Origin of the sequence: Chitinophaga sp. YR627 (assembly GCF_900114995.1) — a bacterium.
Classification (GTDB): Bacteria; Bacteroidota; Bacteroidia; order Chitinophagales; family Chitinophagaceae; genus Chitinophaga.
This window is the reverse complement of record NZ_FOUX01000005.1, coordinates 226856-252045: the sequence shown is the minus strand read 5'-3', so window position 1 is coordinate 252045 and position 25190 is coordinate 226856. Positions and strand designations below refer to the sequence as shown.

The window sequence follows — 25190 nt, the reverse complement described above, 5'->3', positions numbered from 1 at the left end:
TTTTATAAAAAGGGTATAATAAGGCCTAATTTGCCATGATCAGGGCAGTGATCAGGGCTCCAATAGCCACGCCGCCTATCCCAAATTTTAAAGCCCTGGCGTTTCGTTTCCGACGTTCTTCTTCCAGCATTTTCCTGGACTCTTCCAGCAGCTTTTGTGTTTCAACGAGGCTGGAAGTGGCTTTGTCGAGAGAGGAAGAGATGCCCTGCAGACTGACACTCGTTTTGTCCATAAAGGCGAGCGAGTTGTTAGTCAGCGAATCCATCTGGTGTTTCATCTGCTGGTAGTAAAACTCTTTTGTACGCAGCATGGTATCCTGCTGTCGTATCATGCTCTCATAGCTGTCCATGATGCCTTTAAAAGAAGAACTGCCCTGGCGTGTTTTATCGTAATATTTTTTGTAGATGCTAAAGGTGTTCTTGTTGACGATAAAGGCGGTATCGCAATGTATCAGGAGGGTATCGCCCCTGTAGATACTATATACGCTTGTGCCGGAGCTGTCTCTGAACGTTTTGAGCATGTCCTGGCTATATCCCTGCTGCGCGGCAAGACAGAGGAACAGCACAAGCAGCAGCTTGTGGTGGATAGATAATGGTTTCATATGTTGGTTATAAGTTTACAGGGGTTTTACATCAATGGGAGGAAGACTGTCAGTCGCTTTGAGTTCTTCTTTAAATGTTTTGACTTTTGCATTCAGTTCTTCAACGGTCTCTTTCAGTTTGGCGTTGGATTTTGCTTCCTCGATCTCTTTTTTGGTGTTCAAAATAGAGACGTTTGCCTGTATGTTCTTGATGTAATATTTGAACTTATCGACATCTCCCTGCAGGGAATCCAGTCTGGCACGGGAGGCATTGATATAGTTCAGCGCTGTGTCAATATTTCTTTGGGAGGCTTCGATGTTGTTCTGAATTTGTTTTAACTGGCTTTTCTCAAAGAAAGTAATGAGTGCGTTAATAACGGTTAATGCAAGCACAAGATAGATGACAATTCGTAGTGGCTTTTCCATTTAGAAAGGTGATTTGGGGCAATGAATAATGTTATGATGCAGCCTGGGGTTATGGCTGAAGAACGAAGTTATGACTATTATTCAAATGGTGAAAATTTAATTTATTACAGCGGAAAGCCCCTGTGGAAGGGGCTTTCGTCGTTATGCAAGTTTGCGTATGCCGTAAGTTCTGACCTTGTCCAGCAGTTCCACTATAGAGTTGATTTCCAGCTTCTTGAAGATGCGGGTTTTGTAAGTACTCACAGTAGTAACCTGTAGCTCCATATGAGCGGCAATTTTCAACAGTGGCAGTCCCTGCGCCAGCAGGTTCATGACTTCTATTTCCCGGCTGGAAAGTTGTTCCAGCGGGTTGGAGAACGCGGGACGTAAAGGCGATAAGCGCTTATGTCCAGGCACTAAAACAGAGATGGTCAGACTGATATCTTCTTCAGATGATTTGTTACTGAGATAGCCATCTGCTGTTTCAAACAGCACGTCAACTATTCTTGTTTTTTCTTCACGGGAAGAGAACAGCAGGATCTTTGTGTCACGGTGCTTTTCTCTCACCATTTTCATCATCGACAAGGTATCACCTCCAGGCAAATGTCTGCTTAGTATGAGCAGGTCGAATGGTTGTTGCTGCATAGCCGAAGCCATTTCAGCGGGCGTTTCCACCATGAGGACGGTCACAGGTGCGGGTAGCATCGAAATAATCTGAGACAGGCCACATCGCATGATGGAGGGTTCATGGGCAATCAGGATATAGTTCATTCACTAGCGGATAATAGGATATAAATAGGTCTATGGTTACTGAGCCTGCTGCAGCAGGCATATATCACAAAGTTATAATATTTTGATAAGTAACGCTAATGACAGGCTGTAGTAATTGTACTACAAACATGTCAAATATTTACTATACATGTTTGAGGAGTCATATAGTAATTTTGTCGCGCAAAGCTATACCTGTTTTCGTACAGGCGTTTTGTGCAGCTGCTAAAAGATACTATACCGAGATACTATAAGATACTATGTTGTTGATAGGAGAAAACTCACAAAGATACCCGATCCTGTGAAAGTGTAACCTGTGCAGTAAAGAGTACAAATAACCTGAGACGGAAATAATGTAAAGGACACCAGACGTATCCTATGTGCCTGTGCATGCCCGTTCATCATCACAACACTAATTCTTACAGCAAATAATTGCAGGAATATACTTTTCCTGTATGGGAATACTATTTCCAGGCCAGAGACAGCTGGATGGAGGTTTTATCACTTATTCAATACAGATGGATAAATTTTACAAAGCAAAATTTGCCCTTCTATTTCTTTTTGCCGGCTTGTTCGCCACACATGACAGCCGGGCGGAAGGATCGAAGGATTTGTACCCCAATGGAGCAGGAGGGGGGCGTGCATGCCTTGTCTCCACGAATGCAACCAAAGCAGGATGGTCACTTACCAATACAGGGGTGCACTATGCCTATGTTAACGCCGGAGAAACGATTGGTGCCGCGAGTAGCGCACAGGGGATCGGTTCCGGCCAACTCGTACTAACTGCCCCTGACGGAACCGTGTATTCGTCTACGATAGGATCAACTACGGTAGGACAAATTGCCAACAGAACAGCAGAAAAAGCCGGACCATGGTCTGGCTATACGCCGTTTACAAGAGTGGCAGGAGCCGGACAGACGGGTTTGTGGAAGGTGGAATTTCTGTCCACCTTACCGTCGAATCAGATTACGGAAGGTGCGGGCGCGAACTGGACAGCAGATGAAGCCTGGACACAGAACGCAAGTTCCAGCGCTATTTGTGCGTGGGATGTTTCTGTAAGAACTGCGGGAGGTGTTATGCAGTCCGGCAGGGTCTATACCAACGTACTGAACATGTACGTACAGCACAATGATTATCAGGCAAAGCTGTATGTACTGACAAACGATGGTTATTTATTTAAAGTAAATAACAATGGACTGGACGGTCTTGGTTTCGTTGCTTTTGTGAATAACAAAGGTCTTACGGATAAAGGAAAGGATACAGATCCACCTCTCTATAAAAGTGTAGCGGGTACCGCATATAATAATGAGATCTATACATGGGATCCAAGGAAAGATGATGGTGTTTACAGCGTTACCCATAAAATGTTTTATCAGGTACCTGATGCTACCTTACCTGCATCAGCACCTCAGCCGGGAGGAAAGACGACCTGGTTGAATGTTCCGAAAGTAATACCGACCATTTCGAATATTTCTGTTGATGGGGTAGAAGGTACTTCCGGACAGGTGAGTTCAAAAGGTGCTTATATTAAGTTTGATGCGAACACCATCGGAACTTATCGTATTAGCCTGGAAGGTACTGGTTCATTTGTGACCAGGAAAATAACAGGGACAGCAGCAAAAGGAACGAACAGTATTTTCTGGGATGGTAAAGATGGCGCAGGCGTTGCACCTGCACTTGGCGTTGCAAACGTTGTCGCCAAAGTACAGTTGCAGGGTTCTGAGATCCACTTTCCGTTTATAGATGTGGAGACCAACAGTAAAGGTCTGATCATCGAGCAGCTTAAAGATGATCACGTTACAGTAGAAAATGATATTGTGTACTGGGCGGATTCTACATTTAGCGGTGGTGCAGGTATTGCAAGTAATCCATTGATCAATGGTAACGAAGGCAGCGGTATTTCCAGTAACAGTAATGGTCATAAATGGGGACTGGACTTCGGTAACAACAGAACGATGGACACCTGGACCTATATCCTGGGTGACGTCGCCACTAAAAATACGTCACTTAATATAGTACGTGCCGACCTGGCGATACAAAGTGTGGGCCCAAGCGTAGGTGGTACTACACAAGTATATCAGGGACAGTCTATCGATTACAGGGTAGTCGTAGTAAATAATGGTCCGAGCGATGTAACCGGTGCGCCTTTTGCGATAAAAGTGCCTGCCGGTTTTACTATTGCCAGTGTGAGTGATGTGACATATACTACCAGCTGTGGTACAGTTAACAGTGCATCGCTGACAGGTGGTAACTATTCCGCATTACTGGACCTGCCAAACGGCTGTAATATCATCTTTACCTTTAAAGGTACCCCTTCAACAACTGGTGCGATCAATATCGAGACCAGTATTATGCGTCCGAAAGACGTGACGGATCCGGATGCCACCAATCCGGATGCAACGGTACCTCCAACAGATCCTCATCTGGAATGTAAAAATGGTACTGCAACAGAAAATTGTAATAACATTAAATATAGCAGCACGGTAACGGCGATCCCCAATGTGAATATTGTGGTGAACAAGACGACTGCTGCGACCAGTTATGTACCTGGTGGAACAGTGGTATATACCTTCACTGTTACTAACACTTCTTCGGCCAACGCAGCCAGCAATGTACACGTTACGGACAATGCGCCGGGCGTTACAACAATTGGCAGCTGGACGGCCGCCTTCACGACGGGTACTGGTACTTTACCTGCTACCAGCGGTACCGGAAACATCAACCAGACAATTACAACATTACCTGCAGGAGCTGTTGTAACATATACCGTAACAGTAAATGTACCAGGTGGTTTTACAGGTACTTTGCAGAACACGGCCAGTGCCTCATCTCCTGATGATGCTGTCACCACTGATAATACCAGTACAACAACACCTATTCCGGTTGTACCAAGAGCAAACCTCGTGGTATCGAAATCTACCGGTGCAACACAATTTGTACCCGGTGGAACGGCGATCGTATACACTATTGGTGTGACCAACGATGGTCCGGATGATGCTGTAAATGTGAATGTGACCGATAATCTGCCTACCGGTGCTGCCAGCATGAGCTGGACAGCTACTGCAACGGCAGGGGTAACGCTTCCGGCGGCATCCGGAACAGGCAGTATCAATGAGATAATTGCCAGTCTTCCTAATGGAAGTACAGTAACGTATACTGTTACCGTAACGACATCTGCAGCATTCAACTCCCCACTGGTTAACAGCGCTTCGGCTACCAGTGATCTGCTGGACCCTGTAACTGGCGATAATATCAGCACAGTAATACTTCCGCCGAACCGACAATCAGATATTGGTGTAGTGAAGTCGACAACAGCGACGACCTTTGCACCAGGTGAAGATGTGACATATACTTTTACCGTTACGAATAATGGTCCGAGTGATGGAAGCAATGTATCAGTAACTGATAATGCACCAGCAGGTACAACTATCAAATCCTGGACAGCTGTCACAACAACAGGTACTGCAACAGTACCAGTTACTTCCGGTGCAGGTAATATTAATGAGACTATTACGGAGTTGCCAAATGGCGCTGTCGTAACCTATACCGTCGTTGTTACTACTACGTCGAACTTTACGGGTAACCTGAGCAATACGGCTACGGCAACCAATGCGACTGACATTGTAGGAACTAACAACTCAAGTACCACAACACCTATCACCCCATCACCAAAAGCAGATATCGTTGTAGTGAAATCAACTGCCGCGACAACTTTTGCTCCGGGTGAAGATGTAACTTATACAATTACCGTTACTAATAATGGTCCGAGTGATGCTACTAATGTAACGGTGACAGACAACGCACCGACTGGTACGACGATCAAAGCCTGGACAGCGGTCGCCACCACTGGTATCGTTAACCTGACAAATGTTACAGGTAGCGGTAATATCAATGAAAGTATCGCGCTACTGCCAAATGGTGCAGTAGTGACTTACACAGTTGTAGTCGCTACGCCTTCGAACTTCAGTACTAACCTGATTAATACTGCAGGTGCAAATTCCTCTGTAGCTGATCCGGTAGCAACAAATAATAATAGTACTACTACTGGTATCACCCCAGCACCCAAAGCAGATATCGCTGTAGTCAAATCTACGACCGCGACTACTTTCGCTCCAGGTGAAGATGTGACTTATACTATCACTGTAACTAATAACGGTCCGAGTGATGCAGCAAACGTAGTAGTGACTGATAACGCACCAACTGGTACGACGATCAAGTCATGGACAGCTGCTGTAACCACCGGCACTGTCACCTTACCAGCTGCTTCCGGCACAGGTAATATCAATGAAAGCATCGCGAACGTGCCAAATGGCGCCGTAGTGACTTACACTGTTGTCGTATCCACACCCGCCAGCTTCACTGCTAACCTGAGCAACACTGCTGCTGGTTCCAGTGATGCAACTGATCCGGTGCCTGCTAACAACAACAGCACCACCACTGGTATAGTACCAGCACCGAAAGCGGATATCGCAGTTGTGAAATCAACAACCGCGACCAGCTTTGCTCCAGGTGAAGATGTAACTTATACCATCACCGTAACGAATAACGGCCCAAGTGATGCAGCAAACGTAGTAGTGACTGATAACGCACCAACCGGTACGACTATCAGGTCATGGACAGCTGCTGTAACCACTGGTACCGTAACCTTACCAGCTACTTCCGGTTCGGGTAATATCAATGAAAGCATTACGAACGTGCCAAATGGCGCTGTAGTGACTTATACTGTTATCGTATCTACACCGGCTAATTTCACCGCTAACCTGAGCAACACTGCTGCTGGTTCCAGCGATGCAACTGATCCGGTGCCTGCTAATAACAACAGCACTACGACTGGTATCGCACCAACACCAAAAGCAGATATCGCAGTTGTGAAATCTACTACTGCGACAACCTTTGCGCCAGGTGAAGAGGTGACTTACACTATCACCGTAACCAACAACGGTCCTAGTGATGCAGCAAACGTAGTAGTGACTGATAACGCACCAGCTGGTACGACTATCAAGTCCTGGTCTGCTGTTGTAACCACCGGTACTGTCACATTACCAGCTGCTTCCGGCACCGGTAATATCAGCCAGACCATCGCGAACGTGCCAAATGGCGCCGTAGTGACTTACACTGTTGTCGTATCCACACCCGCCAGCTTCACTGCTAACCTGAGCAACACTGCTTCCGGTTCCAGCGATGCAACTGATCTGGTGCCTGCTAACAATAACAGCACAACAACAAGCATCACACCATCACCAAAAGCAGATATTGCTGTAGTGAAATCTACCACAGCAACCAGCTTTGCTCCAGGTGAAGATGTAACCTATACCATCACCGTAACGAATAACGGTCCTAGTGATGCAGCAAACGTAGTAGTGACTGATAACGCACCAATTGGTACGACTATCAAGTCCTGGTCTGCTGTTGTAACCACCGGTACTGTCACCTTACCTGCTGCTTCCGGCACCGGTAATATCAGCCAGACCATCGCGAACGTGCCAAATGGCGCGGTAGTGACTTACACTGTTGTCGTATCCACACCCGCCAGCTTCACTGCTAACCTGAGCAATACTGCTTCCGGTTCCAGCGATGCAACTGATCCGGTGCCTGCTAATAACAATAGCACGACCACTGGTATTGCACCAGCACCAAAAGCAGATATCGTTGTAGTAAAATCAACTACTGCGACAAGCTTTGCTCCGGGTGAAGATGTAACTTATACTATCACTGTAAGCAATAACGGTCCGAGTGATGCAGCAAACGTAGTAGTGACAGATAATGCACCAACTGGTACCACTATCAAGTCATGGTCTGCTGCTGTAACCACCGGTACTGTCACATTACCAGCTGCTTCCGGTACGGGTAATATCAACCAGACGATCACGAAAGTGCCAAATGGCGCAGTAGTGACCTATACTGTAGTTGTCGCTACACCAGCCAGCTTCACAGCAAACCTGAGCAACACGGCTGCTGGTTCCAGCGATGCAACTGATCCGGTGCCTGCTAATAACAACAGCACTACGACTGGTATCGCACCAACACCAAAAGCAGATATCGCTGTAGTTAAATCAACTACTGCGACAACTTTTGCTCCAGGTGAAGATGTAACTTATACCATCACCGTAACCAACAACGGTCCGAGTGATGCAGCAAACGTAGTAGTGACTGATAACGCACCAGTTGGTACGACTATCAGGTCATGGACAGCTGCTGTAACTACCGGTACAGTAACATTACCAGCTACTTCCGGTTCTGGTAATATCAATGAAAGCATCACAAAAGTGCCAAATGGCGCAGTAGTGACTTATAATGTTGTAGTGTCTACGCCGGCGAACTTCACTGCAAACCTGAGCAACACTGCTTCCGGTTCCAGTGATGCAACTGATCCGACGCCTGCTAACAACAGCAGTACTACTACCGGTATCACACCGGCGCCAAAAGCAGATATGGCCGTAGTAAAAACAACTGCCGCTACAACCTTTGCACCAGGTGAAGATGTAACTTATACTATTACTGTAACCAATAACGGCCCTAGTGATGCAGCCAACGTAAAAGTGATCGATAATGCACCGACTGGTACGACTATCAAATCATGGACAGCTGCTGTAACCACTGGTACTGTTACCTTGCCGGCTGCTTCCGGTTCCGGTAACATCAGCCAGACCATCGCCAAGGTTCCACCTGCTGCTGTAGTAACTTATACCGTTGTTGTATCGACTACTTCCGGCTTCACTGGCAACCTGAGCAACACGGCTACTGTCAGCAGCGATGTAACAGACAATACGCCTGCTAATAATATCAGCACAACACCAGGTATCACACCAGCACCAAAAGCAGATATCGCTGTAGTAAAAGCAACTACTGCAACTACCTTTGCTCCGGGTGAAGATGTGACCTATACTATCACCGTAACGAACAACGGTCCTAGTGACGCAGCGAATGTAAAAGTGATCGATAACGCACCGACCGGTACGACTATCAAATCCTGGACAGCTGCTGTGAAAACAGGTACTGTGACTTTGCCAGCTGCTTCCGGTACTGGTAATATCAACCAGACCATCGCGAACGTGCCAAACGGTGCAGCGGTAAGTTATACTGTTATCGTTTCTACGCCAGCCAGCTTCACCGGTAACCTGAGCAATACTGCTTCCGGTTCCAGCGATGCAACTGATCCAACGCCTGCTAACAACAGCAGCACAACCACGGGTATCGCACCAACACCAAAAGCGGATATCGCTGTTGTGAAAACAACTACAGCGACCACTTTCGCTCCGGGTGAAGATGTAACCTATACGATCACCGTAACGAATAACGGTCCTAGTGATGCAGCGAATGTAAAAGTGATTGATAACGCACCAACCGGTACGACGATCAAATCCTGGACAGCTGCCGTGAAAACAGGTACTGTTACTTTACCAGCTGCTTCCGGTACTGGTAATATCAGCCAGACCATCGCGAACGTGCCAAACGGTGCAGCGGTAACTTATACTGTAGTGGTGTCTACACCAGCCAGCTTTACCGGTAACCTGAGCAACACTGCTTCCGGTTCCAGCGATGCAACTGATCCAACACCTGGTAACAATACCAGCACCACACCAGGTATCACACCATCACCGAAAGCGGATATCGCTGTCGTGAAAACCACTGCTGCTACTGCCTTCGCTCCAGGTGAAGATGTAACCTATACCATCACTGTAACGAATAACGGTCCTGGTGATGCAGCAAATGTAAAAGTGATTGATAACGCACCAACCGGTACGACGATCAAATCCTGGACAGCTGCTGTGAAAACAGGTACTGTTACTTTACCAGCTGCTTCCGGTACTGGTAATATCAGTCAGACCATCGCGAAAGTGCCAAACGGTGCAGCGGTAACTTACACTGTTATCGTATCTACACCAGCCAGCTTTACTGGTAACCTGAGCAACACTGCTTCCGGTTCCAGCGATGCAACTGATCCAACGCCTGGTAACAATACCAGCACCACACCAGGTATCACACCATCACCAAAAGCGGATATCGCTGTTGCGAAAACAACAACTGCGACTACCTTCGCTCCGGGTGAAGATGTAACCTATACTATCACTGTAACGAACAACGGTCCTAGTGATGCAGCGAATGTAAAAGTGATTGATAACGCACCAACCGGTACGACGATCAAATCCTGGACAGCCGTTGTGAAAACCGGTACTGTTACTTTACCAGCTGCTTCCGGTACTGGTAATATCAATCAGACCATCGCGAAAGTGCCAAACGGTGCAGCGGTAACTTACACTGTTATCGTATCTACACCAGCCAGCTTTACCGGTAACCTGAGCAACACTGCTTCCGGTTCCAGCGATGCAACTGATCCAACACCTGGTAACAATACCAGCACCACACCAGGTATCACACCATCACCAAAAGCGGATATCGCTGTTGTGAAAACAACTGCTGCAACCAGCTTCGCTCCGGGTGAAGATGTAACCTATACCATCACCGTAAGCAATAACGGTCCTGGTGATGCAGCAAATGTAAAAGTGATTGATAACGCACCAACCGGTACGACGATCAAATCCTGGACAGTTGCTGTTAAAACCGGTACTGTTACCTTACCAGCTGCTTCCGGTACTGGTAATATCAGCCAGACCATCGCGAAAGTGCCAAATGGTGCAGCGGTAACTTACACTGTTGTGGTGTCTACACCTGCCAATTTCACTGCTAGCCTGAGCAACACCGCTTCAGCGACCAGTGACGCAACAGATAACACGCCAGGTAATAATACCAGCACCACTACCGGACTGACGCCAACAGCGAAAGCGGATGTGGAAGTGGTTAAAACACTGAAGAATACAACACAGACCACCTTCAAACCAGGTGAAGATGTATTCTACTATATCACTATTAAAAATAACGGTCCTTCAGATGCCAAAAATGTGAACGTAAAAGACGTAGCTCCCGCGGGAACCACTATCTTCTACTGGGGTGTGAACATACTGAACGGTACTGTATCACTGCCAAACAGAAATGGTAATACTGATATCAACGAGACCGTCGCATTGCTGCCAGCAGGCGCTGTGATCAGGTATGAAGTAGGTGTGAGAGTACACGCTGACCACACCGGTAACCTGACCAACACTGCCACTATCAGCAGTACTACTACTGACGCTGTGCCAGGTAATAATACCAGCACCAGCCCTGCACTGACAGATGATGCAAAAGCGGATGTAGTGGTGACGAAAAAACTGAAGAATGCTGCACAGACAAGTGCTGTGGCAGGTGTTCCACTGGAGTATGTAATCACTGTAACGAACAACGGTCCGGATGCTGCTGCTTTAGTAAAAGTAAAAGATGTAGCTCCTGCCGGTACAATGATCAGCACATGGGAAGCTGCTATATTGAGTGGTACGCCTGATATTACTGAGATAGGTGGAGCTGGAAATATAGATGCAGTTATCAATAGTCTCCCATCTGGTGCGGTTGTAGCTTATAACGTAACTGTAGTGATTCCGGGTGATTATAGTGCGGCAACTATCAGCAATACGGCTGTTGCAAATAGTCAGACGGCTGATCCGGTTACGACTAATAACAGTGCGACTACACCTGCATTGCCTGTGGTAGGGGAAGCCGATCTGGAGATCAGCAAAACTACCAGTGCACAGGATTATGTACCGGGTCGCACATTAGAATATACTATTGATGTGACAAACGTAGGTCCATCGGTAGCGAAAAGTGTTAATGTAAAAGATATCGCTCCTGCTGGTACTACTATCAGCGCATGGACAGCTACTGTAACAAACGGTACTGTAACATTGCCTGCTAACAATGGTACCGGTGATCTGGATCAGACAATCGCTGTAATGGCTGTTAATGCTGTGGTGAGATACAGTGTAATGGTAGCTGTTCCGGTTGACTTCAGAGGCGACATCACAAATACTGCAACTGTAGTAACGACAACAACGGATAAAAATCAGACGAATAACAGCAGTACGACCGCTGTGCTGAAACCAGTGCAAAGTGCAGATCTGGAAGTGACCAAACAACTGAAAGATCCTGCGCAGAAAAACTTTGTAGCAGGTAAAGATGTAGTCTATCTCATTACTGTGAAGAACAACGGTCCTGCACCGGCTACTAAAGTCAATATCAAAGACCTGGCGCCAGCGGGTACTACCATCGGCTCATGGACAGCTACTGTTACCAGCGGTACTGTGACCTTGCCAAATGCAAGTGGTACCGGTGATCTGAACGAGACCATCGCGATGATGCCTGACCAGTCAGTAGTGACTTACGAAGTAGTGGTGAAAACACCAGATACTTACCAGGGTGCACTTGTAAACACGGTAGATGTAAGCAGTGAAACCAGTGATCCGGCTCCGACATGTGCCGCTTGTACAGCACCAGCTGTGGCAGCAGATCCATTACCGGAAGCAGACACGGATGACTATGGTAATGTAAGAGCAGATAATCCGGTTACTATTCCGGTACTGAAGAACGATAAACCGGGTGATAACAACACACCACTCGATCCGAAATCAGTAGAGATCGTAACGCAACCTGCTCATGGTACTGTTGTGGTAAATGAAGATGGTACAATCGTTTATACTCCTACACCGGGTTATAACGGTCCGGATTCATTCACGTACAGAGTACAGGATCAGAATGGCAGCTGGAGTAACGTGGCGACTGTTAATATGAACATCGTTCCTGATGAGATAACAGTGCCAAACGTGATCACACCGAATGGTGATGGCGCCAACGATAAACTCGAGATCAAAGGCTTGAACAAATTCGTGCAGAACGAGATCATAATCTACAACCGCTGGAACAACGTGCTTTACAAAAAGCAGAATTACCAGGGTGAATGGGATGGACAAGGTCTGAACGCAGGTACATATTACTATACTTTGAAGGGGCTGGACGCCAATGGACAGTGGCATACCTACAACGGTTATATAATGCTGCTGCGATAAGAATCAGCAAAAGAAAGGCTACCGGCGCCAGCCGGTAGTCTTTACTTAAACGGCCATTTCCCTTCCAACAGTAAAAAAAGAGATTATGACTAGCAAGTTTTACAAGATCATTCTACCTATAATATTCTTCCTATCATTCCAGTCGGCACATGCGCAGCATGACGCGCAATTCAGCCAGTATATGTTTAACGGTTTGTATATCAATCCGGCATATGCAGGTTATAAAGAACAGTGGAACCTCAATATGTTCTACCGTACACAATGGGCAGGTCTTCCCGGTGCACCCAAAACATTTTCTGCTGCAGTTGACGGCGTCGTAAATGATGGCCGTGTGGGTTTAGGTCTGCAGGCAGTCAATGACCAGTTGGGCGCCGAGAAGAACACTGCCCTTTACGGTACTTATGCATATCGTCTTCCACTGGACGCGGACGGTAACAAACGTCTGGCGATCGGTCTGAGTGTAGGGTTCATCCAGCAACAGCTGAATCTGAAAGCGCTGAATCCGGCGAGCCAGAATGATGCGCTGCTGATGAATGCAAAAGGCACCTCCATGATGCCGGATGCAAGGGTAGGTATCTTTTATAACAGTGAACGTTTTTATGCGGGTGTATCTGCAGATAATATCATCTCCGGATCTTTTCAGAAGTCCGATAAACTGAGAACTTATCTGCCACTGAAACCAAATATGTTTTATACCGTTGGTGCGCTGTTCCCATTGTCGGAGAATGTATCCCTGAAACCTTCCATCCTGGTGAAGGAAGACTTCGCGGGGCCGACCAGTGCTGACCTGAACGCTTTCGTACTGTTCCATGAAAAACTCTGGATCGGTGCTTCTTACCGTACTGCCGTACTTAACAAGGATAAGATCGCAAATTCCCTGAGTAAGTCAGGCGCTGTAGCAGGTATGGTTGATTTCTTTATCAACGAGAAACTACGTATCGGGTATGCATACGATCAGACAACAAACGGTACAGGGGCTAACAGCTTTTCTACGCATGAGGTATCGATCAATTATACCTGGGCCAATCCTAAAGCAAGGATGTTGTCACCAAGATATTTCTAACATCATTGCGTTACAAAAACAGATATCATAATACCATTATGAATAGAAAACATTATACGCTTCCTGCATTGTTAAGTGCCTTGCTGGTAACGGGATTGTTTAATACCGCCAATGGACAGTACGTTATAAAAGAAGCCAATAGTCAGGCTACACTATACAATTACGCAGCAGCTATTCCATTATATCAGAAAGCTTATAAGAAGAAAGAAACGATAACAGCGGTCCGCGGACTGGCAACCAGTTACCGCCTGCTGAAGGATTATCCTGCTGCAGCTACCTGGTATGGCAAACTGGTAGCTATGCCGGAACATACTGCGGAGGATGAACTGTATTATGCAGCGATCCTCATGAACAATGAACAGTATAGCGCCGCAAAAGAGGTACTGAATACTTATCTGTCTAAAACACCGGGCGACCAGTTCGCGAAGAGTATGCAGGCAGGTTGTGACAGTGCTTCCGCATGGACAGCTGCGCCTGTAAGAGGAGACCTGGAGAACCTGAAAGGCCTGAACAGTGAATGGTCTGACTGGAGTACAGCTTTCAACAACGGAAAAGTAGTTTTCGCTTCGGATCGTCCTTACGATTCCCTGCGCCGGGATATGCTGTTCAACACCAGCAACATCAAGAAGAAGTATTACGGTTATACCGGTAACAGTTATCTGCATCTCTATGAGAGCAACGGTCTGGACAGCGGTTCCACCAAACTGCTGGTACGTAATGTGAATGGTGATTACCATAGTGCAGATGCGAGTTATACGGCGAACGGTGAAGCCTTCTATTATGCGATAACAGAACTGGCCAGAAAGAAAGGTTCACTGCTGGGTAAGGAAAATCCTTATACACTCAATATCGAGATCAGAGGTCAGCAACGTGATACTGCCGGCAGCTGGAAACAATTGCCTGCTTTCCCTTTCAACGAAATATTCAATCACTCCATCGGGGATCCTTACATCGCTCCTGATGGTAAAACCCTCTACTTTGTTGCTGACTACGGCGATAAAGGAAATGGCGGCACCGATATCTATTATAGTGCCCTGGATGCAAATGGTCAGTGGCAGACGCCGGTGAACATGGGCCCGGAGATCAATAGTGTTGGTAATGAACGTTCTCCGATGTTTGATGGAGATGGTGTTTTCTATTTCTCTACAGATGGACGTCCGGGTATGGGTGGATTGGACATCTTCCGTGCGGTGAAAGAAAAAGGTACCTGGGCGGTACGTAATATGGGACTGCCGGTAAACAGTGCGCAGGATGATTTTGCACCTGCTTACAATGGCACTAATACCATGTATTTTTCTTCCAACAGGAAAGGCGGAAAGGGTAGTGATGACCTCTATCGTTTTACGCCTGCGAAGATCCTGGTCTTCTCCCTGGAAGGTAAAGCGATCGACAAAAAGACCAATCAGCCACTGGGTGATGCTGAGGTGACCCTGGCGAATAAAGGCACCGGAAAAGCCTTAAAGGCTGTTACAGATAACGAAGGTAATTTTCATTTTGCATTGGATAGTTTGACAGCCTATGCGCTGGATGGCCAGAAGGCACTGTTTAGACCAGAACTGGGGGTTGCGGTGACGACGAACGGGTTGACAGAATCTGCAGTTTTACACCGTGACCTTTATCTGGAAAAGATCGAAGTAGAAGCTGTTGTGAACAAACCGAAAGAACCGGTTCCGGCAAAGGGAATTGGTGCTCCGCGTAAGATTGAACTGGGTAACAAGTTCAATCCACAGAACATCTATTTCGATCTGGGTAAGGCAGATATCCGTCCTGACGTAGCGAAAGAGCTGGATAAACTGATTGCGCTGATGAAGGAAAACGCAAGCTGGAAGGTGGATATGTCATTCCATACGGATAGCCGTTCGGATGATAACTATAACATGAAACTCTCCCAGCGTCGTGCGAATTCAACATTGAATTATTTCCTTTCCAAGGGAATTGATAAAAAACGCCTGACAGCAAAAGGTTATGGTGAGACCAAACTGATCAACCGTTGTGCGAATGGTGTGACTTGTACAGAGGAAGAACATAAGGCAAACAGAAGAGCGGAATTTACCGTTCTGGAACACTAAGACCTATCCGTGATTTATCCCTATATTGTGTTTTAAGTTGGCATTGCCCCTCGAGAGAGGGGCAATTGTTCTTTATATATACAACAGAATATCCCGTATCTACATTGTAAAGGGGCGTCATTATCAATAGCTTTATAGCATTGATCGCTCCTTATGTATATTACCCATATTGACACTGCCTGTATCCTGCTTGAAATAGGGGATTTCAAAATACTCACAGACCCAACGCTGGACAATGCCGGCGCTCTATACTATCATGGTTTTGGCGCCTTCTCCCGCAAGACCGAAGATCCGGCTATGCCGTTATCTGCCCTTCAGGATATCGACCTTGTATTGCTTAGTCATGATCAGCATAAGGATAACCTGGACAATAATGGCCGTGCGTTTATCGATACCTTTCCGCATGTGCTTTCTACGACAGCTGCTGCCAGACGTTTGAAAAATGTGACAGGTCTGCAAAAGTGGGAAACCTATAGAATAGATACGCCGAAGGTGCCTGGTTTACGGATCACAGCTACACCTGCCCAGCATCGTCCGGCATGGATACCGGAGTTTATATCCGGTATGGTGACTGGTTTTGTTATTGAGTATGATGGACAGCAGGATGGGGTGATCTATTTGTCCGGCGATACGGTGTATTTCAATGGGATCGCGGAAGTCGGAAAGCGTTTTAAGGTGGATACGGGGATCTTCAACCTGGGGGCAGTACAGTTCAGGTATCTTTCCGGTTTCGGACAGTATACGATGGATAGCAGGGGCTTGATCCGGTCCGCAGAGGTAATACAACCTAATAAGATCATTCCGGTCCATCATAGTGGCTGGACACATTTCAAGGAACAGACGGCGGCATTGCAAAAAGTGCTGCAGGGAAATCAACTGACCCGGGAGCGTACAATATTCCTGTCACGGGGAGAACGGACGCAGATTTGACCTAACTTTATCTGTATATCAAACCCCGTCACATGGCAGAACAGAAAACCAAACCAACCGAACAGTCTGTGGATGCTTTCCTGGGAAATGTGGCCGATGAAAAAGTAAGGGCAGACTGTTTCGAACTGGTGCGCATCATGGAGAACGTAACCGGTTACAAGGCGAAGATGTGGGGCCCGGCGATCGTAGGATTCGGGCAGTATCATTATAAATATGACAGCGGGCATGAAGGGGATGCCTGTCTGGTAGGGTTTTCTCCCCGTAAGCAGCAGCTCAGTTTATATGTCATGCCGGGTTTTGCGGACAACTCCACCTTGCTGGATAAGTTGGGGAAGCATAAAGCCGCCAAGGGTTGTCTGTATATCAAAAAGCTGTCCGACGTAGACCAGTCCGTATTGGAACAATTGATCAGTCAGTCAGTTGACTATCTCAGGAACAAATATCCGGAGTAAACAGATGCCTTCTAACCAGAACATCCCTATAGTACCTGTAAAGAGATAGGTGGTTTAGTTTTTATTAACAGTTTCAGCAGATTCTTTAAAAAAAGTTCGAAAAAGACGCTAAGATTTTTCGATTTCGCTGCTTTATCTATGTAAAGTCTTCGACCACCATTTACCAAAATCGACCATGAAAAAAACTTTTTTGCTCTTTGCGGCCCTGTTACCAATGCTGGCAAAGTCTCAATCTAAAAACACTTTTACCATTACCGGTAAGATCGGTAATCTGGATCCTAATGCACGGGTATATCTGGACTGGACCGATTTGCTTGGCAACGGGGGAACGGAAGATTCTGTGGATGTTATCAACGGGACTTTTAAATTTACCGGAGAACTGACAGGGGTGGCTACCTGCCGCATGGCACTGGCGCATCATGGAGATGGAAAGATGAAGGCTGTGTATGCCGGAGATGCCATCTATTTCAACTTTGGACCTGAGAATTTCACGATCACTTCAAAAGATTCCCTGGCAAATGCTGTGTTCAAAGGTTCTAAGATCCATGATCAGGAAGACGTCTATAACAAAAAGATAGGCGGACAAATCATGGCGATCACTAAAAATGCCAACTACGATTTTAATGCAGGTACACCTGAGCAGCGTGCTGATTCTAATTTCCTGAAAGAAATAGACATGCGTTTCCGCAAACGTGTAAGCGACAGGAATGCTGCGCAGCTGCAATATGCAAAGGATAATCCTAATTCTGTATTCGGACTGATCGCATTGTCGGAGTACACGAATATGTCGAAAAATATGGAGGTTGTAGCGCCTGTTTATAATGCCTTGAGTGCAAAACTGCGTAATTCAAAGAAAGGGCAGGAACTGGATAAGCGTATTAAATCGGTGAAGCTCACAACCCCGGGTGCAGAAGCGCCAAACTTCACGATGAAAGATACGAATGGTAATCCTGTCTCTCTGAAAGATCTGAGAGGCAAGACCGTGTTGCTGGAGTTCTGGGCGAGCTGGTGCAGCCCATGCCGTGCGGAGAATCCAAATCTGAGAGAACAGTATAAAATGTACAAGGACAAGGGTTTTGAGATCCTGGGTGTATCACTGGATAGTGATAAAAAGAAATGGGAAGAGGCGATCGCAAAAGATGGTATTCCATGGATCCATGTATCTGATCTGAAAGGTTGGGGTAATGAAGTGGGTATCCTGTATGGCGTGACCGGTGTACCGGCAGGTTTCCTGATCAGCCCTGAAGGCAAGATCATCGGAAATGACCTGAGAGGTGAATCTCTCAACAAGAAACTGGCAGAACTGCTGAATAAATAAACCTACACGTTATGAAAGTAAAAGGGCTGTACAATCATTGTACAGCCCTTTTACTTTTTATTCATTTACCGCTATCGCTAACAGGTACCATGCTGCGTGTGGCAGCCATTGTTCTGCCCAGCGCCAGTCATAGTCTTTCTTTGTAATGGCATAGGAGAGATTGAAATCAATATCGTTTTCATTCTCCAGACCGGAAGTAATACCATTCACAATGCCACCAGGCGCGTTGGTATATTCAAAGGTGCCGAAGAAACCGTATGCCGGATTGTTATGTCCGGCACCCTGTAACATACAGGCATCAAAAGGATTGAGTCCCAGTATCCAGTTCAGCTGGTTAAGCGCAAAGTTTTCCAGGCTATCGTGAAAAGGTTTATCTGCTTTGAATAACTGTGCCGTCATTCTTGCAGCGGTAGCCTGCGAACCAAGTCTGGCGTTTTCCCCCTGCCACCATGGAGATGCTTCACTACCGTGTGGAAAGAAGAACGTTGCTTTTCTGATACCGGCAGTATCTTCTGTATATTGACGGCTATAACCAAAGGGATTATTTACTTCTGTGGTGATAGCGAGTTCGTACTGCATGTATTGTCTGACTGTCGTCCTGATCTCCGTTTGCAAAGCAGCCGGCGCCAGTGGGTAGAAGTTCAGCAGACTAACAACCGGTAAGCCAGCATCAGAAGGATGGAAGAAAGGTCTGTCTTTGTCGTCAGCCCGGAAATAGTGCTGGTATTTACCACTGCTGATGAGGCGGTCTTTTAATTGCCTGGCGCGTTTGATGGCCGCCTGCAGATAGATGTCTTTGTGTGTTGCTTTGTAGAGCTCAGTGGCGGCACTGAGTGCGCAATAATCATCTACAATATTTTCTTTTCCATCATTGGTCATCAGCGGATTTTCCTTTTCCAGGAAGGCGAAGGCGTCTTCTGCTGTTTTCAGATAGTCTTTGTTGCTGTATTCTCCGGAAGTATCATAGGTGGAGGCGATGGCCAAGGCGGCGATGGATAGTCCGGCGCCTGAACGGTAGCTGGACTGATAGCTACGCCAGTTGTTCATTTCGCTGGAGGTGCCGCTACCACTGCCGAAGGACTGGTCTTTCGATTGTTTGATACGATAACCTTTGTCTTCCGGACGGATCGTGCGGTCTTTGGCCAGTTTACCCGGGCCAGGAGCAGAAACGGAACGATAGAAAGAAGCATTGGGGGCTTTTAGTCTGACGAGATAATCTGCACCAAACATGGCTTCGTCCAGTACACGTCTGATATACTGACGATAGTCTGTACCTGGTTTACTTTTCAGCAGCTCATATGTTTTCAGCAGACTCCAGACAGTGAGCGATACCTGTTGGGGATTGAAATACGAGGAAAAGGAGAGATGCGACAGGTGTTTACCATAATCGCCTGTTGCATCGTACCAGCCGCCATGTGCGTCGATGGTATCAGCAGGCATACCGGCGAGGTGCAGGTGATGATCCGCCTGATCCATGAGTCCTGTACAACGCTGTCCTTTGAAATAATAGACAACATCAGAGATGGTGGCCTGTTCCAGTACGTTCTTCCCGATGGTAAAAGGGTAGGAGCGTATGGATTGTCCGGCTACGCTGGTACTGAGGTAATAGGTACCTGCGGAGGTGTAGCTGCTGAAGTCAATTGTCCAGAACTGCCAGTGTTTCCACTGGTCTACCGGACCACTATACACGGCTTTTCCCGTGTAGACCTTTCGTCCGCTGGAGGCGTCGATCAGGTCTACATTGCTAACGCTGACCTTACTTTCTGCCAGCAGGATAGCGTGTTTGGATTTACTGAATTCATAACCGATGTGGTTTGTAACGATTTTGGTAGACTGGGCTTTGGATATGCCCGATAATAGTGTAATGAAGAGTACAAGGGTACTAAAAGATCTCATGGTTTTAATGTAATTAGAGGGCCAGATAATCAATGTCGGCAGACGATTCAATAACGTTACCCTAATATAAGCGATCAATCCGGTAGAATACCGGTTTTTTGAGGAAGCCGCTTTGCTGAGGTATGACAGGTATTGTTATGTGGTAAGGAGGAATAAAAGAGGTATCACTACGCAATTGCTATCGTAGTGAGAAGGAGGCATATTTACGAGGTTGCTGCTGTTTAAGCGGACAGTACTACATAATTAAGAATATTGACTGGTGGTACGCATGATTTCGCGTAGCTGAAGGGAAGCGGCATTATTGCCCAGGCGGGCTGCTCTTTCGAAATAATATTTTGCCCAGCGCTGAGATTTGCCTACGCCATCACCGTGTTTATAGCAGAGGCCGAGATTATACAGTGCCTTAGGATCGTCTTTGGCAGCTGCTTTCTTGTACCAGAAGATCGCCTGGGTGAAGTCCTTTTCTATGCCGAGACCGTAGAAGTAACAGTATCCCAGATCGCGTTGGGCTTCTGTATCTCCCTGTGCAGAAGCCAGTTTGAACCAGTAAACGGCTTTTTTATCGTTTTTTCTGACAACATCTCCTTCACGATAAAAGAACCCGATATTAGATTGTGATTCCATGTGGCCCTGTAACGCAGCTTTCATAAACCATTTGAAGGCAATGGCTGTGTCCCGTTGTACGCCCATTCCGTTATCATAACAGGTCGCCAGATAAAACTGTGCTCTTTTGTTTCCCTGCGAAGCCGCAGAAAACCAAAGCATTACAATTTGTCGCCAGCTTGGACGCTTTGAACTTGTCTCAAAAGCCAGGCGATGGCCCAAAAGGAATTTACGATGTTGGTCCAGTTTGCGCAGGATTGGTGTATCACTTTTCATATCGCGTCATTTGGGATAAATACGCCATGGTTACAGGTTAATAGTAGTATCGACAATGGCGTTTTTGTCTCGGTCAAATAAAAGTAAGGATTATTTTAAACCAGTGTATCAACAAATTAACGCACTAACACAAACATGTTAACCACGTCCGGACTCGGCTTAATATATTTGTGTAATAATTACATTTTTTATCCTATGAGCTTATTTAGTCGTGTGAATATCACCACTGTATCAGTTTTACTATTGCCTTTGTTAGCCGGCGCACAGGATACTTTACCCAAAAGCAAAGATCAGGACAGCACCCGGCGGCTGAAGGAAGTGATTGTTTCCTATCAGGCTGGTAGTAAAACCCCCGTAACCTATCAGAATCTTGACATGAAGGTGCTGGATGAAAAGAATACCGGACAGGAGCCTTCTTTTCTGTTATCAGAAACACCATCGATCACCGTGTATTCAGATGCCGGTAATATGCAGGGCTATTCATATTATCGTATGAGAGGGATGGACCAGACCAGGATCAATACAACCCTGGATGGGATGCCGTTAAATGAACCGGAAGACCAGGGCGCTTATTTTTCCAACTATCCGGACATACTCAATTCCGTCAGCCGGCTGCAGATACAGCGGGGCGTTGGTACTTCCAAGAATGGCGCTGCCAGTTATGCCGGTAGCGTACAGTTGTTTGCACCGGAAGCCGGAGACAAAGCCAGTACTAATTTCGGCGTAGGGTATGGTTCGTATAACAGTTTCAGGATTTTCGCGGAACACCAGACGGCCATTAAGAACAGGAAATCACTGTACGTCAGAGCATCTCAGGTGTATACGGATGGCTATAAATATCATTCCTTTAATAACTCGCAATCTGTTTTTATCAGCGGCGGATTATACTACGATAAAAGTACCTGGAAGCTGAACATCATGGCGGGGCATCAGCAGAATGGGATGGCCTGGCTGGCAGTAGCAGATACGCTGATCGCAAAAGACAGACGTAGCAATGCCAATACCAAAGATGAGAAGGACCGTTTCTTCCAGGGGCTCGTGCAGTTACAGCATAACTGGCGGCCTTCCCTGCATGCAACACTGACATCCAGTATCTACTATACTTATCTGAAAGGCGGGTACGATTTTGACCTGAATAATTTTCTCGGAATGGAGACAGATGGTAACCTCTTTAATTATGGTTTCCTGTCCCATTTCGGCGGATTCTTTACCAACTATGCGCTTACGTACGACCGATTCAAATGGACCACAGGCGTACACGGTAATCTGTATTCACGCAGACATACCGGAACTGATAACTGGTTGGGAGAACTGTATCAGAACAAAGGATATAAGAACGAGGTCAGTGCATTTACCAAAGTAGAGTATACCCTTAACAAGTTTACCCTGTTTGGTGATCTGCAATACCGTTATGCCACCTTCGACTATAAAGGGAGTGTACCTTTTGAAAAGATGGACTGGCATTTCCTTAATCCTAAAGCAGGGATCAGTTTTGCTGCCGGCGATGCGACCAGCATTTACTATAGTGTTGGCCGTACCGGCAGGGAGCCTACGCGAAATGATATTTTCGGCGGGAATGATGACCTGACTGCCGATAGTACCGGGAAGGCGGTTATCTATAATAAAGATGCAGAATCAGTGGTAGATCATGAGTTAGGGATCCGTTTTCAGCGGGATAACCTCGAACTGGGACTGAATGGATATTACATGAATTTCGATAATGAAATTGTACTGAACGGGCAGGTAGGGCCGAATGGACTATTGCTGACCAATAAAGTAAAAAGCAGTTATCGTGCGGGGATAGAGTTGCATGCCAGCTATCGTTTAAAAGCATTCAGCTTTACCAATAATTCGTCTTTTAATCATAGCCGGGTGAAAGAGCAGCAGACCTCTTTCACACCTATCCTGACACCGTCTCTGATCGTTAACCAGGAGGTGGGCTGGCAGCATAAACATCTGGGTCTGGCGGTGTCCGGCAGGTATCAGCACCGTGCCTATATTGACTTCGCCAATGATGCGCTTGCAGACAGTTATGTATTACTGAATGCAAGAGCACAGTATACGATTGCACATTGTACGCTGTCGCTGTTTGTGAATAATCTGACCAGTGCGAAGTATTACAACGATGGTTATGTGGAGGCAGATGGTACGCGTAAATACTTTGTACAGGCGCCCCGTAATATGTATGTTGCATTTAAATACAGTTTCTGATGACTTTTTTTGATGTACATGATATCGCTTTCAGTGTGATGGCATACCCTGTCAGTTACATTGAACTGATAGGAACAGTCTTCGGATTGATATCCGTGTACTATGCTTCGAGGGCGAATGTATTGACCTGGGCGACGGGTATCGTGAATGAGATCGCCCTGTTTGTGCTGTTTTTCCAGGTGCAATTATATGCAGACATGCTGTTGCAGGTATTTTTCCTGGTGGTAACAGTGTTCGGCTGGTATAACTGGAGAAATAAAACGGAGGAACTACCGGTTACCCGTATGTCCCGGCCTATGACAGGTATATATGGCGTGGCGTTATTGTTTGGGACGATCGGTATGGGATTCACCATTCAGCGATTTCATATCTGGATGCCGCAATACTTTCCTTTGCCGACGACCTATCCGTTTGCGGACTCATTTGTCATGATGGCAAGTGTGCTGGCGACCTTTTTGCTGGCGAAGAAACGTATCGAGACATGGGTACTGTGGATCGTTGTTGATATTGTGAGTGTTATTTTATATCTTATTAAAGAAATTTATTTTTTATCACTTGAGTATGTGGTATTTTTGGGGCTGGCCACGTTCGGCCTGCTTCAATGGAGGAAACAACTGAAATATGCGTAAAGGTTTTGTTTTTGGGAAATTTATGCCCTTCCATAAGGGGCATGAAGCGATGATCAGGTTTGCCCTCTCGTATTGTGATGAGCTATCCGTATTGATCTGCTGCAGTAATAAGGAAACCCTTCCGGCTCCGGTGCGTCAGGTATGGGTGGAAGAAACCTTCCGCCATGATCCGCGTATAAAGGTGCTGGTATTTCAATATGACGAAAGTCTGTTGCCAAATACTTCCGAGACGTCGGCATTGGCGTCTGAGTTATGGGCAGCACAGTTTAAATTCTTATTCCCTGATCATTCACTGGTAGTTACTTCGGAACCTTACGGAGAACTGGTTGCTGATTATATGGGCATCACCCATATGGCTTTTGATATGAAGAAAGCCAAATATCCTGTATCTGCATCAAAGATCAGGTCCAATCTTCCTGAGACCTGGCAGTACCTGCCGGATGCAGTAAAGGCGTCGCTGGTAACAAAGGTCGTGTTGCTTGGTACTGAGTCAACAGGGAAGACTACACTGACCACCAGACTGTCAGAACATTTCAACTGTACGGGTGTACTGGAAGCGGGGAGAGATATTATTACTGATTCCAATGACTTTGGTATTAAGGATCTGTACCTGATCGCCAGGGAACATGCGGCACGTATTGACAGGGCAGCAAAAGGTGTGAGTCCGCTGCTGGTCATCGATACCAATATTCATATCACGCTTTCCTATGGAGAGTTTGCCTTTAATACAGAGCTGTCTGTAGATCGTGGCATCTTTGAAAGTAACAGGGCGGACCTGTACCTTTACCTTAACAATGATGCGCCTTTTGTACAGGATGGCACACGTCTGAGTGAAGAAGACCGTAACCGTCTGGATATCTCACATCGCCGGATACTGGATAAGTACGGCGTTACCTGCGAAGAGATCCGTGGCGACTGGGATGAACGTTTTGAACAGGCGGTTGTACTGATCGAACAACTCATGCAGCGTAAACTGGAGAGCTGGCATCAGTTCGCAGAGAAACTGCATTATGCATAACATCTATAAAGAAAGGGGCTGTATGAAAGCAGTCCCTT

At 46.5% G+C, this 25190-nt stretch carries 14 protein-coding genes; 9 read left to right on the top strand and 5 right to left on the bottom strand.

Annotated elements, in window-relative coordinates; translation table 11 throughout:
* Window positions 1-25: 25 nt before the first annotated feature.
* The 3 genes from BMZ72_RS25960 to BMZ72_RS25950 form a co-directional block, all read right to left on the bottom strand.
* Window positions 26-601, bottom strand: coding sequence for a hypothetical protein (locus tag BMZ72_RS25960; RefSeq protein WP_089812610.1), 576 nt, complete (start codon window positions 599-601; stop codon window positions 26-28).
* Between the two features lie 15 nt (window positions 602-616).
* Window positions 617-1006 carry a hypothetical protein gene (locus BMZ72_RS25955; RefSeq protein ID WP_089812609.1) on the bottom strand — a complete coding sequence of 130 codons (390 nt, stop codon included), beginning with the start codon at window positions 1004-1006 and terminating at the stop codon, window positions 617-619.
* Window positions 1007-1147: 141 nt separating this feature from the next.
* Entirely contained in the window at window positions 1148-1756 is a 609-nt protein-coding gene (locus BMZ72_RS25950; RefSeq protein WP_089812608.1) for a LuxR C-terminal-related transcriptional regulator, read from the bottom strand.
* Window positions 1757-2208: 452 nt separating this feature from the next.
* On the opposite strand from BMZ72_RS25950, the gene BMZ72_RS25945 reads away from it, so the two are divergent.
* From BMZ72_RS25945 to BMZ72_RS25920, 6 genes are all read left to right on the top strand, one after another.
* Window positions 2209-12687 (top strand): T9SS type B sorting domain-containing protein, encoded by a 10479-nt coding sequence (locus BMZ72_RS25945; protein WP_089812607.1) that lies wholly within the window; start codon window positions 2209-2211, stop codon window positions 12685-12687.
* An 85-nt stretch (window positions 12688-12772) separates the two neighbouring features.
* A complete protein-coding gene (locus BMZ72_RS25940) occupies window positions 12773-13750 on the top strand; it encodes a PorP/SprF family type IX secretion system membrane protein (protein ID WP_089812606.1) in 978 nt (325 codons plus the stop codon).
* A 38-nt stretch (window positions 13751-13788) separates the two neighbouring features.
* Complete coding sequence (locus tag BMZ72_RS25935; RefSeq protein ID WP_089812605.1) at window positions 13789-15819, top strand: OmpA family protein; 2031 nt, start codon at window positions 13789-13791, stop codon at window positions 15817-15819.
* Between the two features lie 153 nt (window positions 15820-15972).
* Entirely contained in the window at window positions 15973-16749 is a 777-nt protein-coding gene (locus tag BMZ72_RS25930; protein WP_089812604.1) for an MBL fold metallo-hydrolase, read from the top strand.
* 32 nt (window positions 16750-16781) lie between these two features.
* A complete protein-coding gene (locus BMZ72_RS25925; RefSeq protein WP_089812603.1) occupies window positions 16782-17201 on the top strand; it encodes a DUF1801 domain-containing protein in 420 nt (139 codons plus the stop codon).
* Window positions 17202-17376: 175 nt separating this feature from the next.
* Complete coding sequence (locus tag BMZ72_RS25920; RefSeq protein WP_089812602.1) at window positions 17377-18519, top strand: TlpA disulfide reductase family protein; 1143 nt, start codon at window positions 17377-17379, stop codon at window positions 18517-18519.
* 57 nt (window positions 18520-18576) lie between these two features.
* Here BMZ72_RS25920 and BMZ72_RS25915 read toward each other — a convergent pair whose 3' ends face one another.
* Window positions 18577-20415: a glycoside hydrolase family 9 protein gene (locus BMZ72_RS25915; RefSeq protein WP_089812601.1), complete on the bottom strand. Its 1839-nt coding sequence runs from the start codon at window positions 20413-20415 to the stop codon at window positions 18577-18579.
* A gap of 243 nt (window positions 20416-20658) precedes the next feature.
* Window positions 20659-21294: a tetratricopeptide repeat protein gene (locus tag BMZ72_RS25910; RefSeq protein WP_089812600.1), complete on the bottom strand. Its 636-nt coding sequence runs from the start codon at window positions 21292-21294 to the stop codon at window positions 20659-20661.
* Window positions 21295-21489: 195 nt separating this feature from the next.
* Between BMZ72_RS25910 and BMZ72_RS25905 the strand changes: the two genes are divergently transcribed.
* From BMZ72_RS25905 to BMZ72_RS25895, 3 genes are read left to right on the top strand one after another with little or no spacing between them, the layout of a single operon-like run.
* Window positions 21490-23505 (top strand): TonB-dependent receptor, encoded by a 2016-nt coding sequence (locus BMZ72_RS25905; RefSeq protein WP_255373291.1) that lies wholly within the window; start codon window positions 21490-21492, stop codon window positions 23503-23505.
* On the top strand, window positions 23505-24134 hold the full coding sequence (gene pnuC, locus BMZ72_RS25900) for a nicotinamide riboside transporter PnuC (protein WP_089812598.1): 630 nt from the start codon (window positions 23505-23507) through the stop codon (window positions 24132-24134). The genes BMZ72_RS25905 and pnuC overlap by 1 nt, the downstream gene beginning before the upstream one ends.
* The gene (locus BMZ72_RS25895; RefSeq protein WP_089812597.1) at window positions 24127-25152 is read left to right on the top strand and encodes an AAA family ATPase; all 1026 of its coding nucleotides are present in this window, start codon (window positions 24127-24129) and stop codon (window positions 25150-25152) included. Before pnuC ends, BMZ72_RS25895 begins: the two co-directional genes overlap by 8 nt.
* Window positions 25153-25190 lie beyond the last annotated feature (38 nt).

What these genes read in the sequence shown, in the direction of transcription:
- BMZ72_RS25960 (WP_089812610.1), bottom strand. Translation starts at nt 601, where the DNA reads ATGAAACCATTATCTATCCACCACAAGCTGCTGCTTGTGCTGTTCCTC.
- BMZ72_RS25955 (WP_089812609.1), bottom strand. Translation starts at nt 1,006, where the DNA reads ATGGAAAAGCCACTACGAATTGTCATCTATCTTGTGCTTGCATTAACC.
- BMZ72_RS25950 (WP_089812608.1), bottom strand. Translation starts at nt 1,756, where the DNA reads ATGAACTATATCCTGATTGCCCATGAACCCTCCATCATGCGATGTGGC.
- BMZ72_RS25945 (WP_089812607.1), top strand. Translation starts at nt 2,209, where the DNA reads ATGGGAATACTATTTCCAGGCCAGAGACAGCTGGATGGAGGTTTTATC.
- BMZ72_RS25940 (WP_089812606.1), top strand. Translation starts at nt 12,773, where the DNA reads ATGACTAGCAAGTTTTACAAGATCATTCTACCTATAATATTCTTCCTA.
- BMZ72_RS25935 (WP_089812605.1), top strand. Translation starts at nt 13,789, where the DNA reads ATGAATAGAAAACATTATACGCTTCCTGCATTGTTAAGTGCCTTGCTG.
- BMZ72_RS25930 (WP_089812604.1), top strand. Translation starts at nt 15,973, where the DNA reads ATGTATATTACCCATATTGACACTGCCTGTATCCTGCTTGAAATAGGG.
- BMZ72_RS25925 (WP_089812603.1), top strand. Translation starts at nt 16,782, where the DNA reads ATGGCAGAACAGAAAACCAAACCAACCGAACAGTCTGTGGATGCTTTC.
- BMZ72_RS25920 (WP_089812602.1), top strand. Translation starts at nt 17,377, where the DNA reads ATGAAAAAAACTTTTTTGCTCTTTGCGGCCCTGTTACCAATGCTGGCA.
- BMZ72_RS25915 (WP_089812601.1), bottom strand. Translation starts at nt 20,415, where the DNA reads ATGAGATCTTTTAGTACCCTTGTACTCTTCATTACACTATTATCGGGC.
- BMZ72_RS25910 (WP_089812600.1), bottom strand. Translation starts at nt 21,294, where the DNA reads ATGAAAAGTGATACACCAATCCTGCGCAAACTGGACCAACATCGTAAA.
- BMZ72_RS25905 (WP_255373291.1), top strand. Translation starts at nt 21,490, where the DNA reads ATGAGCTTATTTAGTCGTGTGAATATCACCACTGTATCAGTTTTACTA.
- pnuC (WP_089812598.1), top strand. Translation starts at nt 23,505, where the DNA reads ATGACTTTTTTTGATGTACATGATATCGCTTTCAGTGTGATGGCATAC.
- BMZ72_RS25895 (WP_089812597.1), top strand. Translation starts at nt 24,127, where the DNA reads ATGCGTAAAGGTTTTGTTTTTGGGAAATTTATGCCCTTCCATAAGGGG.